Origin of the sequence: Stappia indica (assembly GCF_009789575.1) — a bacterium.
Taxonomy (GTDB): domain Bacteria; phylum Pseudomonadota; class Alphaproteobacteria; order Rhizobiales; family Stappiaceae; genus Stappia; species Stappia indica_A.
The window spans coordinates 3,428,459-3,442,913 of the sequence record NZ_CP046908.1 but is presented as its reverse complement, the minus strand read 5'-3'; the positions used below and the strand labels follow the sequence as shown (position 1 = coordinate 3,442,913).

The 14,455-nt window shown below is 69.2% G+C and carries 12 protein-coding genes; 5 read left to right on the top strand and 7 right to left on the bottom strand.

Annotated features, from left to right (window positions below):
• Positions 1-279: 279 nt before the first annotated feature.
• Entirely contained in the window at positions 280-912 is a 633-nt protein-coding gene (locus GH266_RS16175; RefSeq protein ID WP_158194746.1) for a LysE family translocator, read from the top strand.
• 7 nt (positions 913-919) lie between these two features.
• Here the strand turns inward: GH266_RS16175 and GH266_RS16170 are convergent, their stop codons facing one another.
• Positions 920-1,528, bottom strand: coding sequence for a TetR/AcrR family transcriptional regulator (locus tag GH266_RS16170; RefSeq protein ID WP_158194745.1), 609 nt, complete (start codon positions 1,526-1,528; stop codon positions 920-922).
• Between the two features lie 107 nt (positions 1,529-1,635).
• Positions 1,636-2,808 carry an acyl-CoA dehydrogenase family protein gene (locus GH266_RS16165; protein WP_158194744.1) on the bottom strand — a complete coding sequence of 391 codons (1,173 nt, stop codon included), beginning with the start codon at positions 2,806-2,808 and terminating at the stop codon, positions 1,636-1,638.
• A 208-nt stretch (positions 2,809-3,016) separates the two neighbouring features.
• Between GH266_RS16165 and GH266_RS16160 the strand changes: the two genes are divergently transcribed.
• Positions 3,017-4,552: an acyl-CoA carboxylase subunit beta gene (locus GH266_RS16160; RefSeq protein ID WP_158196250.1), complete on the top strand. Its 1,536-nt coding sequence runs from the start codon at positions 3,017-3,019 to the stop codon at positions 4,550-4,552.
• 8 nt (positions 4,553-4,560) lie between these two features.
• Positions 4,561-6,558, top strand: a complete 1,998-nt coding sequence (locus GH266_RS16155) for an acetyl/propionyl/methylcrotonyl-CoA carboxylase subunit alpha (protein ID WP_158194743.1) — start codon at positions 4,561-4,563, stop codon at positions 6,556-6,558.
• 58 nt (positions 6,559-6,616) lie between these two features.
• On the opposite strand, the gene GH266_RS16150 is transcribed toward GH266_RS16155, so the two are convergent.
• Genes GH266_RS16150 through GH266_RS16140 form a run of 3 tightly spaced genes read right to left on the bottom strand, consistent with a single transcriptional unit; the run spans position 6,617 to position 8,208 of the window.
• Positions 6,617-6,853 carry a thioredoxin family protein gene (locus tag GH266_RS16150; protein ID WP_158194742.1) on the bottom strand — a complete coding sequence of 79 codons (237 nt, stop codon included), beginning with the start codon at positions 6,851-6,853 and terminating at the stop codon, positions 6,617-6,619.
• 12 nt (positions 6,854-6,865) lie between these two features.
• Positions 6,866-7,924: a permease gene (locus tag GH266_RS16145; protein ID WP_158194741.1), complete on the bottom strand. Its 1,059-nt coding sequence runs from the start codon at positions 7,922-7,924 to the stop codon at positions 6,866-6,868.
• Positions 7,921-8,208 carry an ArsR/SmtB family transcription factor gene (locus tag GH266_RS16140; RefSeq protein ID WP_158194740.1) on the bottom strand — a complete coding sequence of 96 codons (288 nt, stop codon included), beginning with the start codon at positions 8,206-8,208 and terminating at the stop codon, positions 7,921-7,923. Before GH266_RS16140 ends, GH266_RS16145 begins: the two co-directional genes overlap by 4 nt.
• A 153-nt stretch (positions 8,209-8,361) precedes the next feature.
• On the opposite strand from GH266_RS16140, the gene GH266_RS16135 reads away from it, so the two are divergent.
• Together GH266_RS16135 and GH266_RS16130 are read left to right on the top strand one after the other, a co-directional pair.
• Positions 8,362-8,997: a hypothetical protein gene (locus GH266_RS16135; protein ID WP_158194739.1), complete on the top strand. Its 636-nt coding sequence runs from the start codon at positions 8,362-8,364 to the stop codon at positions 8,995-8,997.
• Positions 8,998-9,240: 243 nt separating this feature from the next.
• On the top strand, positions 9,241-10,338 hold the full coding sequence (locus GH266_RS16130; protein ID WP_158194738.1) for an NADH:flavin oxidoreductase/NADH oxidase: 1,098 nt from the start codon (positions 9,241-9,243) through the stop codon (positions 10,336-10,338).
• Positions 10,339-10,368: 30 nt separating this feature from the next.
• Here GH266_RS16130 and GH266_RS16125 read toward each other — a convergent pair whose 3' ends face one another.
• The gene (locus tag GH266_RS16125) at positions 10,369-12,753 is read right to left on the bottom strand and encodes a bifunctional diguanylate cyclase/phosphodiesterase (RefSeq protein WP_158194737.1); all 2,385 of its coding nucleotides are present in this window, start codon (positions 12,751-12,753) and stop codon (positions 10,369-10,371) included.
• A 181-nt stretch (positions 12,754-12,934) separates the two neighbouring features.
• Positions 12,935-14,452 carry a tripartite tricarboxylate transporter permease gene (locus GH266_RS16120; RefSeq protein ID WP_158194736.1) on the bottom strand — a complete coding sequence of 506 codons (1,518 nt, stop codon included), beginning with the start codon at positions 14,450-14,452 and terminating at the stop codon, positions 12,935-12,937.
• Positions 14,453-14,455: the final 3 nt, after the last annotated feature.

Below are 14,455 nucleotides of genomic sequence, written 5' to 3'. Positions count from 1 at the left end.
CAGACCGGCTCTTTCCCTCGCTTTTCGCCGGCCACAGGCCTGCAGCGGAGCGCCCTCGCCGAGGAGCCGCACGGGGATAAGGCGGCGCGGGAAAATTGAGACGGATTTTGCAAAATTCCGTCTCGAAATCGACCAAACCCGTCTCAATCGTCGCAAAATCGCCAAGCCGCGCGCAGCCCCTTTCCAACGGCGCGGCGCGTGTTAGAGTCCGCCGCTCGGCTGCGCACCCTTTTCGCGCCCGGCGCCCGTTATCCCCGCCCGCCCTTGTGGAGTGCCGGCATGAGCTTCGATCTTTGGTTGGTCTACCTGCTGGCCTCGCTCGCCCTGTCGCTGACGCCGGGGCCGAACGGTCTTCTCTGCCTCAATCACGGGGTCCGCTACGGGCTCGGCCGCACGGTGTTCACCGCGCTCGGCTGCATCACCGGCATGACACTGCTGATCGGCGCCTCGCTGGCCGGCCTCGGCGCGCTGATGCTGACCTCCGAGATGCTGTTCAGCGTCGTGAAGTGGGTGGGCGCGGCCTATCTGGTGTGGCTCGGCATCCGGCTGTGGCGGGCGCCGGCCTTCACCGCCGGCATCCAGGCGGCGAGCGAGGGCGGCCCGGCGGCGCGTCCGATCAGCCGCCGGCGCGCCTTCACGCAAGGGCTGCTGGTGGCGCTGTCGAACCCCAAGGCGCTGATCTTCTTTTCGACCTTCCTGCCGCAGTTCATGCAGCCGGGCACCTCGCTCTGGCTGCAGTTCGCGATCTTCGCGGGCACCTACGCGGCGGTGGAATTCGCCTACGAGGTGGTGCTGGCGGGGGCGGCCGGACGGCTGGCGCCCTGGCTGACGCGCTGGGGGCAGGTGTTCAACCGGGTGACGGGCGGCGCCTTCATCGGCGTCGGCGCGATGGTCGCCGCCTCGCAGCGCTGAGCGCGCCTCAGGCTTTCGTTTCTGGTGGCAGCAGCCGCTCCAGCGCGGCAACGTAGCCCGGCACGGTGTCGCGGGCGGGATCGAACCATTCCAGCGACCAGTTGAGCGCACCGATCAGGGCGTGGCGCAGGTAGCGGACGCGCAGGCCGTCGGCCTGCGGCCCGAGATAATCGCGGATGATCGCGCTCCAGACCTTGTCGTAGTTGCGGCGCGTCGCCAGCAGCTCCTGCTGCACCGCCTCCGGCACGAAGGGGTAGCAGCGGATATGGGCCGAGGCGAAGTCGCTCGCCGACAGCAGCGTCTCCAGATGGACTGTGAGCGCAATGACGATCCGCTCGCGCGGGCCGGCATCGGGCCGCTTCGCCAGCGCCTCGTCGACCGCATCGCACACGAGCTGCACGCCGAGCCGCATGACCTCGATGGCCAGCTCGTCCTTGGAGGCGAAATGGTAGTAGAGGCTGCCGGCCTTCATGCCGACCTCCGCCGCCAGGTCGCGCAAGGAGGTATCGGCATAGCCGCGTTCGCGCATCATCCGGGCAGCGGCGGCCATGATGACCTGGCGCGCCTCGAGCGCCTTCTTCGTCTTCTTCTGCGGCTGGGCACGGGAGGCGGTCAACGGGGCGGGTCCTGCGAGAGCGAGAGGCATATGTTTCGCAAGTGCTCGCCCTTTGCAAGGGTGCGGACGGCCGAAGCCGGTGTCCGGCACCAAGGCGCGCATCAACGTCACATGCGCTTGGCGACTTCCTCCAGCATCACCTCGGTCGCACCGCCGCCGATCGACTGGACGCGGGCATCGCGCGACATGCGCTCGATGGTGCTCTCGCGCATGAAGCCCATGCCGCCGTGGAACTGGACGCAGGCATACATGACCTCGTTGACCAGCTCGCCGCACAGCGCCTTGATCATCGAGACCTCGCGCACCAGCTGCTCGCCGCGGGCGCTGCGGACGGCGGTGGCGTAGACCATCTGCCGGGCCGCCTCGACCCGCGCCGACAGCATGGCGAGGCGCTGGCGGATCGCCTGCTTTTCCCAGAGCGGGGCGCCGAAGGCCTTGCGGTCGCGGACATAGGCAACCGTCAGCTCGATGGCGGCCTGGGCCTCGCCCATCGCCATGGCGCCGAGCACCAGGCGCTCGTTCTGGAAGTTCTTCATGATCTCGTAGAAGCCGCGCCCCTCCTCGCCGAGCACGTTCTCGGCCGGCACGCGGACATCGACGAAGGAGAGCTCGGCGGTGTCGGAGCTGCGCCAGCCGTGCTTGTCGAGGGCGCGCGAGACGGTGAAGCCGGCCATGCCCTTCTCAATGATGAACATGGTCACCGCCTTGCTGGCCGGCCCGTCGCCGCCGGTCTTGGCGGCGATGCAGTAGACATCGGCCAGCACGCCGTTGGTGATGAAGGTCTTGGTGCCGTTCAGCACGTAATGGTCGCCCTCGCGGCGGGCGGTGGTGCGGATGCCCTTGACGTCGGAGCCGGCGTCCGGCTCGGTGACGCCGATGGCGGTGATGATCTCGCCGCTGACGATGCCGGGCATGTATTTCGCCTTCTGGGCGTCGTTGCCGGCGTTGAAGAGATGGACCGAGGCCATGTCCGTGTGGACCAGCGCGGTGATGGCAACGCCGGCATAGGTCGAGCGGCCGAGCTCCTCCGACAGGACGACGGTGGCGCGCTCGTCCATGGCGCTGCCGCCATAGGCTTGCGGATAGCGGATGCCGAAGAAGCCGAGCGCGCCCATCTTGCGCAGCAGCTCGCGCGGGGTGGCGCCGTCCGCCTCCCACTGGTCGGCATGCGGTTTGATCTCCTCCTCGACGAAGCGGCGCACCTGATCGCGCAGCATCTTGTGTTCTTCCTCGAAGAAGACGTCGCTGGCGCTCGTCACATCGAAACCGGAAGCTGTCATTCGATCCCTCCCCTCACGATTGCCTGGCCGTGGTGGGCGGCGACCGCGCCGGCTCCCGTCCAGTTGACATATTTTCTAACGGCCGTTAGGTAGATTGTCAATCGCTTGACCGGGACCGGCGACAGACGGGAAACCGGCCGGCCCCTGAACCGGCCGCCCCCTGAACCGGGCGAGGCGATGCAAACGGGAGGAGCAGCTCGTGGCAGGCATGGACGACCTGGTGGCCGCACTGAGACAGGTGCAGGCGGCGGCGGCGCAAGGCGGCGGCGAGAAATTCCGCGCCCGCCACGCGGAGCGCGGCAAGATCTTCGTGCGCGAGCGCATCGAGCTGGCGCTCGATCCCGGCACCGCCTTCCTGGAACTGTCGCCGCTGGCCGCGCACGGGCTCTATGGCGGCGAGGTGCCGGGGGCGGGGCTAGTCACCGGCATCGGCCTGATCCACGACCGGCCCTGCATGCTGATCGCCAACGATGCCACGGTGAAGGGCGGCTCGTTCTTCGCCGAAACGGTGCGCAAGCATTCGCGCGCCCAGGAGATCGCGGAGGAACATGCCCTCCCCTGCATCTACCTCGTCGATTGCGGCGGCGCCTTCCTGCCCGAGCAGGACCGGGTGTTTCCCGACAAGGACCATTTCGGCGGGGCGTTCTGGCGCCAGTGCCAGATGTCGGCGGCCGGCCTGCCGCAGATCTCCGTCGTCTTCGGCGGCTGCACCGCGGGCGGCGCCTATATCCCGGCGCTGAGCGACCAGGTGATCATGGTGCGCGGCACGGGCCGCATTCATCTCGGCGGCCCGCCCATCGTCAAGGCGGCGATCAACGAGATCGTCGACGGCGAGACGCTGGGCGGCGCCGACATGCACACCACCGTCTCCGGCGTCAGCGACCACGTCGCGCCCGACGAGGAAAGCGCCATGCGCATGCTGCGCGAGATCGTCGCCAATCTGGGCGAGGGCCGCAAGGTGACGCCGCCGCCGCGCGAGGCCTTGGCGCCGCTCGTCGCCGCCGGGCGCCCGTCCGAGCATGCGCCGGTGGACCTGAAGCGCCCGGCCGACATGCGCGCGCTGATCCGCTCGATGGTCGACGGATCGCAGCTCGCCGAATTCAAGCCCGACTATGGCGCGACGCTGATCACCGGCTTTGCCCATATCCATGGCTACCCGGTCGGGATCCTGGCCAATGACGGGGCGCTGTTTTCCGAAAGCGCGCTGAAGGGTGCGCATTTCATCGAGCTGTGCGACCAGCGCCAGATCCCGCTGCTGTTCCTGCAGAACATCACCGGCTTCATGGTCGGCACCGAGGCCGAGCGCGGCGGCATCGCCAAGCATTCGGCCAAGCTCGTCTATGCCGTCTCCAATGCGCGCGTGCCGAAATACACGGTGATCGTCGGCGGCTCGTACGGCGCCGGCAATTACGGCATGTGCGGACGCGGCTTCCGCCCGCGCTTCCTGTTCTCCTGGCCCAATGCCCGCATCGCGACGATGAGCCCGGATGTCGCCGCGACCGTGGTGACGGAGCTGCGCCGGGCCAGCCTGAAATCGCAAGCGAACGAAGCGGAGATCGCCGAGCTCGACCGGCGCACCCGCGCCCAGTTCGAGGAGCAGAGCGATCCCTATTACGCCACCGCGCGGCTGTGGGACGACGGGTTGATCGAACCCGACCAGACCCGCGACGTGCTGGGCCTGTGCCTGGCGCTGGGCGCGGGCGGCGACAAGGACACCGGCCCGCGGCCGGTCTACAGGATGTGAGGCGCACCATGTTCGACAGCCTGCTGATTGCCAATCGCGGCGAGATCGCCTGCCGCATCATCCGCACCGCGCGGCGCATGGGGCTCGCCACCATCGCCGTGCATTCCGATGCCGACCGGGACGCGCTGCATGTGAAGATGGCCGACCGGGCAATCGCCATCGGCGGGGCGGCGGCAAGCGACAGCTACCTGCGCCTCGACCGGATCATGGCGGCGGCCAAGGCCACCGGGGCCGGCGCGATCCACCCCGGCTACGGCTTCCTGTCCGAGCGGCCGGAACTGGCGCGGGCCTGCGAGGAAAACGGCATCGCCTTCGTCGGGCCGAATGCGCGGGCGATCACGGCGATGGGCGCCAAGATCGAGGCGAAGCGCCTGGCCGAAGACGCCGGCGTGCCCTGCATTCCCGGCACTAGCGGCCCCGGAACTGGCGACGAAGACCAATCGACAGACAACCTTGCGCGGGCCGCGCGCGAGATCGGCCTGCCGGTGATGGTCAAGGCGTCGGCGGGCGGCGGCGGCAAAGGCATGCGCGCCGTCCACGACGAGGCGGGGCTCCTAGCTGCCATCGGCGCTGCCCGCACGGAGGCCGAGCGGGCCTTCGGCGACGGGCGGCTGCTCATCGAAAAGCTGGTGCGCAATCCGCGCCATGTGGAAGTGCAGCTGATCGGCGACAGGCACGGCACCTTGCTGCACCTGTTCGAGCGCGACTGCTCGGTGCAGCGCAACCACCAGAAGCTGATCGAGGAAGCACCCGCGCCGGGCCTCCTGCCCCAGACCCGCGAGCGGCTGTTCGAGGCAGCGCTCAGGCTCGGCCGGGCCATCGGCTACGACAGCGCCGGCACGGTCGAGTTCGTGATGGATGCGGTCACGCAGGAGGTCCACTTCCTGGAGATGAACACGCGGCTGCAGGTGGAGCATACGGTGACCGAGGAGATCACCGGGCTCGACCTTGTGGAGCTGCAGCTGCGCGCGGCGGCCGGCGAGAAGCTGGCCCTCACACAGGACGACATCGCCTGCAACGGCCACGCGATCCAGGCGCGGCTGACGGCGGAGGACGCCAGCGCCGGCTTTCGCCCGGACACCGGCAAGGTGCTGTTGTGGTCGCCGCCTGCGGAACTGCGCTGCGATGCCGGCATCGAGCCGGGGGCGGAGATCGGCGCGGCGTACGATTCCATGATCGCCAAGCTGATCGCCCACGGGCCCGACCGGGACGCGGCGCGGCGCAAGCTGCTCTCCGGCCTCGACCGGCTGGAGGTGGCGGGGCTCGCCACCACGCGGCTGTTCCTGCGCGACGCACTGGCCTCGCCGGATTTCGCCAGCGGCAAGGTCACCACGGATTTCATCGCCCTCAACTGGCCGGACGGCTGGAGGGCATCGGCGACAGACAATCTGACCCTTGCGGCGGCGGCGCTTGCGAGCCGGCCGCGCGCGGCGGCAACGCCCTGGCAGGCGCTGTCCGGGTTTCGCCTGCTCGCGCAGGCCGGCTGCCCGGCGCGGGTGACCTATGTGGATGCGGCCGCACCCGAGAGCCGCGTCGTGCTGGAAGCGCGCGGGCCCGGATGCTGGCAAACCATCGGCACGGACGGCGAGACGCAGGAGATCGCCGCACAGTGGACGGGGCCGGACCGGGTGCGCATCGCCCGCGAGGGTGTGGCGGAGAGCTTTGCCGCCGTGATCGACGACGGCCGTGTCTGGCTGTGCGGACCGGGCACGGAGATCGCCTGCGCGGTGCTGCCGCTCGGCGATCTCGGCCAGGACAGGGCGGCGGGCGACGGCGCCTCGCCCGAGCGCATCGCCGCGCCGATGCCGGGCCTCGTCGTCGAGATCCGCGTTGCGGCGGGCGACAGGGTCGCGAAGGGCGACACGCTGGTGGTGATGGAATCGATGAAGCTCCTGATGGAGCTGAAGGCGGCGGCCGACGGCACGGTGGCCGAGATCGCGGCAAAGGAACGCGACACGGTGGAGGCCGGCCGCCTCCTGGTGCGGCTGGAGCCGGCGGAGGGCTGAGGCGGCAGGACGCCCGCCCGGCAGATGCCCCCGACCCGGCGGCCGGGGTGCATTCCGTTCAGCCGGAAAGCCAGCTGTCCAGCTTGTCCGCGTCGGGCAGTCCGCCGGCATGAACCAGCCTGCCGTCGACCGAGATGCCGGGCGTCGACATGACACCGGCCATGGCGATGGACCTGGGGTCGGACACCTTTTCGACTTCCACCTCGATGCCGAGCCTGGCGGCGGCGTCCTTCACCATGGCCTCGGTCGCTTCGCAGCGCTTGCAGCCGGGGCCGTAGACCTTGACGGTTTTCATCGAACTGTCCTTTCAAAGGATTGCGTTGAAGAGAAAGCCGGTGGCGAGGATGCCCGCCGCGACGACGGCGATGAAGATCGCGATCAGCCGAAGGGTCAGCACCTGCTTGAGGATGATCATCTCGGGCAGGGACAGCGCGATGACCGACATCATGAAGGCCAGCGTCGTGCCGAGCGCCGCCCCCTTGCCGAGCAGCGCCTCGACGATCGGGATGACCCCGGCGGCGTTGGTGTACATCGGCACGCCCACGGCCACGGCCGCGGGAACCGACCACCACGCCTCGCCGCCCATGATCCGCAGCATCATCGCCTCGGGCACATAGCCATGGATCAACGCGCCGATGCCGATGCCGATCAACACCCAGGGCCAGACCTTGCCGACGATCTCGCGCACCTGTTCGAGCCCGATCTTCAGCCGGTCGGCAAGGGTGAGGCGCTCGGCCGGCAGGTCGCTGATCGGGCCGGCGTTCAACTCGCGCACCCAGTCCTGCAGATGGCGCTCCAGCCGCATGCGGCCGAGCACCCAGCCGGCCACCGTGGCGATGGTGAAGCCGAAGACGAGATAGATCGTCGCGACCTGCCAGCCGACCAGGCCGTACAGCAGGCCGAGCCCCACCGGGCCGACCATCGGCCCTGCGATCAGGAAGGAAAACGTGACCCCGAGCGGGATGCCCGCCGAGACGAAGCCGATGAACAGCGGCACCGACGAGCAGGAGCAGAAGGGGGTCAGCACGCCGAGAAGCGCGGCCAGCGGATAGCCCCAGGCCTCGCGCTTGCCCGCCAGGATCGCCCGCGTCTTTTCCGGGCTGAACCAGCTTCGCAGCACGCCGGTGACGAAGACGATCGCGGTCAGCAGGAGCAGGACCTTGGGAACGTCGTAGACGAAGAAGGCGACGGCTGCGCCCGTGTGGCTGTCCCGGTCGATCGGCAGCAGCGATGTCACCCATTCCGAGAACGGGATCAACTGGCTGTAGGCGCCCCACCAGGCGATGGCGGCAAGGATCACCCCCGCATACCAGATCCGGTCGGACGCCTGCCGCGTGCTGGCGGCGTGATGGCTGTCGACGGTCATGCGACTTTCCTTTGCACGTGTCTTTCGGCCACGAGCACCGCGTCGACCACCGCCGCCAGGTCCGGCGACAGGTGCGGGTTGCGGCGATAGCGCACCCATTGCGCATCGCGCCGGTCCAGGACGATCCCGGCCTCGCGCAGCACCTTCATGTGCCGCGACATCCGGCTCTGGCTTGCGCCGAGACGGGCCATCAGCTCGCACACGCAGTGCTCGCCCCCATCCAGGAGGAGCGCCAGGCAGGCGCGGCGCGTCGGATCGCAGAGGGCGGAGAGAACGGCTTGCATGCCCCTGCTTATGCGGTATCGCGCATATGCGCCTTGATCGGCATCAAGCGGCTGACTTTTGCCGCAGAACGCGCTGATATGGCCTTGGCCGGCGGCCCGGCAGCGAAAGGACGCCCGATGCGATTGGCAATGCGCGGAACAGTGCGAGCGACTATGCGACTGACGACCCTCCTGCTGCTCGCGGCGATGGCCGTACCCTTCGCCGGGCCGGCCAGTGCGCAGACGGGTGCACAAGCAGGCCAAGCGGGCGACATCAGCCCGCAGGACGTGCTCGATGCCGCCGTCGGCGACTGGAACAAGGACGGGCGCGAGGATATTGCCCTGCTCGCCGTGACGCCCGGCGACGACATGCAGGTCGGGCTTTATGTCTATGTGCGCGAGGAGGCGACGAACGGCAGCCTGCTGACCTTGGTACTCGCCGTTCCGGACAAGATCTGGGGCGGGCGCGGCGGCGACACGGCCGCCTTCGGCCAGGAGCCCTCGATCAAGGCGCTTGCCAACGGCTCCATCGCCATCACCACGCAGAACTCCGCCATCGGCCGAAACCGGTGGGAGCACACGATCTCGCTCGCCCATCGCGACGGACGATTCGTCGTTGCCGGGCTGACCTTCAATTCCTACGACACGCTGCAGGAGGAGGAGCCGCTGAGCTGCGACCTCAATCTCCTGACCGGGCGCGGGGTGGTGAACGAGCGCAAGATCTCCTTCGCGCCCATCGCCCTGCAGTTGCAGGACTGGGAGACGCAGGACGGCGAGGACCCCGGCATACGGATCTGCCGCGGGCGCTGACGCCCCCCCCCCCCGCAACCGCTGCCCACTGGACAAGCGGGGGCCGGTCGTCATCTACTCGGCCGGAAAACGAAACGCGAAACGAAACGCGAAACCGATCCGCCGGCCCATCCCCTCTCCCTCCCCCATGGTCTTGCCCTTTCGAGGCGACGCGCGCCCGCATCCCCCGCGATGCCGCCCGGCGCGGCGGGGATGGTGCGGGGCGACGGCCCGTGCGGTCCGGATCGCCAGGAAGGACATTCGATGACCGATCTCTTGTCGCCCCTCGCCTTGCGCGGGCTGACCCTGCCCAACCGCTTCGTCGTCTCGCCGATGTGCCAGTATTCGGCGCGCGGCGGCCTTGTCGGCGACTATCACCTCGTGCATCTCGGCCGCTTCGCACTGGGCGGCTTCGGCACGGTGATCGTCGAGGCGACCGCCGTGACGGCCGACGGGCGCATCACCTATGGCTGCCCGGGCCTGTGGGACGACGCCCAGATCGCCGGCATGGCGCGGATCACCGCGCTGCTGCGCGCGCAAGGGGCGGTGGCCGGCATCCAGCTGGCCCACGCCGGCCGCAAGGCCTCGTCGATCCCGCCCTGGCTGATGGGCACCGACGAGCGCGAGGCCGATGCCGAGCACTGGCAGCCGGTGGCGCCCTCCGCCCTGCCCCATGCCGAGGACGCGCCGATGCCGCGTGCCCTGAGCGAAGACGATATCGCGGCGGAGGTCGAGGCCTGGGCCGCGGCCACACGGCGCGCGGTCGAAGCCGGCTTCCAGCTGATCGAGATCCACGCCGCGCACGGCTACCTGCTCAACCAGTTCCTGTCGCCGCTGTCCAACCGGCGCGAGGACGCCTATGGCGGCACGGCCGAGAACCGCATGCGCTTCCCGCTCAAGGTGGTGGAGGCGGTGCGCGCGGCGATGCCGGACGACATGCCGCTGTTCCTGCGCCTGTCGGCCGTCGACGGGCTGGAGGGCGGCCGCACCATCGAGGACAGCGTCGCCTTTGCCCGCGAAGTGCGCGAGCGCGGCGTCGACGTCATCGACGTGTCGGCCGGCGGCTTCACCGGCTCGCGCTTTGCGATCGGGCCGGGCATGTACCTGCCCTGGGCGACGCAGATCCGCGAGGATGCCGGCCTGCCGGTGATGGCGGTGGGACTGATGGGCGAGGCGGAGCTGGCGGCGGCAGCGGTGGCCGACGGCCGCGCCGATCTCGTCGGCCTCGGCCGGGCGGCGCTGGACGATCCGAACTGGCCGCTGCATGCGGCGCGGCGGCTCGGCACGGAAACGCGGGCGCTGTGGCCGAAGCAGGCGGGCTATGCCATCGAGCGCTGGCCGGGCCGCACCGCAAGGGGCTGACGCGCCGCCGAAGGGGGCCGGCCGGCGGCGTCAGTCGCCGGTGCGGGACCCCCGGAGGCGCGCCAGTGCCGCGGCCTCGCTCGTCGGCACGGCGCCGGTCTCGCCGGTGCTTTCGGCGGGATATCCGACGAGATAGCCCTGGATCTGGCTGCAGCCCTCCTGCGCCAGGAAATCGCGCTGGGCGCTGGTCTCCACCCCTTCCGCGAGGATCGGGATGTCGAGGCTTTCGCCCAGGGCCAGCACGGCACGGATCATCGCCGAGGCCTGCGGCCCGCGGTCGAGGTCTTGCATGAAGGACTTGTCGAGCTTGATCTTGTCGAAGGGGAACGAGCGCAGGGTCGACAGGGACGAATAGCCGATGCCGAAATCGTCCATCGAGATCGACACGCCCATCGCCTTGATCCTTCGCAGGATGTGCAAGGTGCGCTCCGCATCCTGGATCAGGGAGGTCTCGGTGATCTCCACCTCCAGGCGCTGGGGCGGCAGGCCGGTCTCCATCAGGATGCCATGGATGATGTCGGGCATGTCGATGCTGCCGACCTGCAGCGCCGAGACGTTCACCGCAACCTTCAGCGGAGTGTCCCAGGAGGCGGCCTCGCGGCAGGCGGTGCGCAGCACCCACTCGCCGATGGGCAGGATCAGGCCGGTGTCCTCGGCGATGGGGATGAACTCCATCGGCTGGACCACGCCGCGCTCCGGATGGCGCCAGCGCAGCAAGGCCTCGTAGCCGGTCACCGCGTTGTCGCTGATCGAGACCTGCGGCTGGAAGACCAGGAAGAACTGCCCTTCCGCCAGTGCGGTGCGCAGCTGCAGCGCCATGGCGCGGCGCTCGCGCACGCGCTCGTCCATCTCCTCCTCGTAGAAGCAGATCGCCTCGCCGTGCGAGCCCTTGGCCCGGTACATGGCAAGGTCGGCATTGTTCATGAGGGTCGCCGGGCTCGCCGCATCGTCGGGGAAGATCGAGATGCCGATGGAAGCGCCGCAGATCAGATCCGCATGGTCGTAAGGCACGGTGGCGAAGAGCTCGCGCTCCAGCCGCGAGGCGATGCCGAGCGCCTGCTCGCGGTCCTGAACCAGGGCGGTGGCGACGAACTCGTCGCCGCCGAGCCGGGCGACGAAGGCCTCCTTGCCGACCGCGGAGCGCATGCGCTCCGACAGCACCCGCAGCACATGGTCGCCGGCCGCATGGCCGTGCACGTCGTTGACTTCCTTGAAGCGGTCGAGGTCGATGGCGAAGAGCGCGATGCGGGAACTGGCCGGGCGCGTCTCGATCTGGCCGTCGAGATGCTCCAGGAAGGAGGAGCGGTTCGGCAGGCCGGTCAGATTGTCGAAGCTGGCGAGATAGGTGATCTTCTCTTCCTGCGCCAGGCGCTGGCGCAGGTCGCGCACCGAGTAGAAACGGGTGGCGCCGAACTCGTCGCGGTCGTAGCGGTCGTCGCGCGCCGCGACCTCCACGGGAAGGGTCGCGCCGGACGCGGTGATCAGCGTCGCGCGCACCAGCTGGTCGACGGCGGCCGGCGCGCGCGGCACCAGCTCGGCGAAGGTGCGCCCGACCACCGCTTCGCGCTCCAGGCCGCTGAGCAGGATGAAGGCCTCGTTGCAATCGACGATGCGCCCGGCCGTCTCGATGACGATGCCGTCGACGGAGCTTTCCAGGATGTGCTTGGTGCGGGCCCTGGCGCGAAGGGTCGCCTGGCGGTCGAGCAGCTGGCTGGCAAGGCCGGTGCCGAGCACCAGCAGGCCGACGCCGGCAACCGCCACCGCCAGCGCGCCATAGGCATCTTCGCTGGTGGCGCCGCCCGGGACCGGCACGGCCGGAACGATGCCGACCGCCGCCATGCCGGTGAAATGCAGCGCGACGATGGAGGCCGTCAGCAGCGCGGTGCCGAGCAGCTCGCGCGAGTGCGGGTCGGCGTGCTCGCGGGTGACGGCGAAAAAGGCCGCCGCGCCCAGCGCCAGCGACAGCACGAGCGAGACGGCCACATAGGTCGCGTCCCAGACGATCGCGCCGTCGATGCTGAAGGCGGCCATGCCCGTGTAGTGCATGACGGCGACGCCGGCCCCGAACAGGCCGCCGCCGATCACCGGCGCGAAGCGGCCGCGGCCGGAGGCGACCACCAGGGCGAGCGAGGCGGAGACGACCGCGATCAGCAGCGACACGCCGGTCAGCGCCGGATCGTAGGAGACGGGAACGCCCGGCCGGTAGGCGAGCATGGCGACGAAATGGGTGCACCAGATGGTGGAGCCGGCGGCGACGGAGCCGAGAAAGACCCAGAAGGGCCGGGCCTCGCGCTCGGCCGCGCGGGTGCGCAAGAACAGGCGCACCGAGATCCATGCGCCGAGAACGCAGATCACCGCAGCCAGGGCAACCAGCCGGAGATCGTGCTCCGTAAAGAGGCAAATGAAAAAGCGCACGGGAAAATCCTCGAGAGATGGCCCCAAGGATCGGGTAAAACACCTACGCTTTCCTTAATTCACCGTTCCCAAACCGACGTGCCCGATACGATCGGGGCAGGACCGGGGCAGGCACTGCCGGCCACCGACCCTTTTGCGGGCTGCGGCCGGCAATCGCCCCACGGCGGGCGCTGCGAGGCGGCTACTCCGCCTCGCTGGCGCTGCCCACCGGCTCCCGGCGCTTGCGCAGGGCCGGCACGACCAGCGATATCAGCAGCAGGGCCGTCACCGCCAGGAAGGCGGCGCTGATCGGCCTGTCGACAAAGGTGGTCAGGTCGCCGCGCGAGAACAGCAGCGCCCGGCGGAAATGCTGCTCGATCAGGGGCCCCAGGATGAAGCCCATCAGCAGCGGCGCCGTCGGGTACTGGTAGAGGTTCATGAAATAGCCGATGACGCCGAACACCATCACCATCAGGACGTCGAACGGGTTGTTGTTGACGCTGTAGACACCGACGCAGATGAAGAAGATGACGGCGGGGAACAGGATGCGCTTGGGAATGGTCAGCATCCGGACCCAGAGGCCGATCAGCGGAATGTTGAGAACAAGCAGCATCAGGTTGCCGATCCAGAAGCTGACGACGAGCCCCCAGAACAGATCCGCATTGGTGGTGAAGAACTCCGGCCGCGGCACGATGCCGTGGATCATCATCGCTCCCATCAGCACGGCCATGGTGGCGTCGCCGGGAATGCCGAGCGCAAGGGTCGGGATGAACGCCGCCTGGGTCGAGGCATTGTTGGCGGCCTCGGGCGAGGAGATCCCCTCGATCGCGCCGTGTCCGAACCGCTCGGGCGTCTTCGACACCCGCTTCTCCACCGCATAGGCGAGAAAGGCGGCCAGCGTCGGCCCGGCGCCGGGCAACACCCCGATGAAGGAGCCGATGACCGACCCGCGCAGGGTCGGCTTCCAGGTCAGGGCCATGTCCGCGCGGGTGGGCAGCAGGTCGCGGACCCGAACCTTGGCGATGTCCTTTGCCGCACGTTCCGGCAGGCCGGCATTCTTCAGGATCTCGGCCACACCGAACAGGCCCATCGCCATGGCGACGAGATTGAGGCCGTCCTGCAACTCGAGAATCCCGAACGTGTAGCGCACATCGCCCGAGGTGCTGTCGATCCCGACCATCGCCAGCAGCAGCCCGGCGGTCACCGAGACCATGCCCTTCAACGGCGAGCCGATGGCCATGGTCGCCGCGGCCACCAGGCCCAGCAGCATGATGGAGAAATACTCGGCCGAGGAGAACTCGAGCGCCATCCGGCCGAGCGCCGGGGCGAAGCTCATCAGCAGGACGATGGCGAAACACCCGCCTGCGAAGGAGGTGATCGTGGTGATGAACAGCGCGACGCCGGCCCGGCCCTGCCGGGTCATCGGGTAGCCGTCCAGCGCGGTCACCGCCGTGGTCGAGGTGCCGGGCAGGTTGAGCAGGATCGAGGCGGTCGATCCGCCGTACTGGGCGCCGTAGAAGATGCCGGCCAGCATGATCAACGCGCTGAGCGGCTCGAGATGGTAGGTGATCGGCAGGACCATCGCGACGGCGGCGAGCGGACCGATGCCCGGAAGCACGCCGATGAACATGCCGATCGAGACGCCGACGAAGCAGAACAGCAAGCCGTCGAAGGTGACGGCCGTCTGGACACCGAGAGAAAGCCCGGAGACGAGATCCATGGG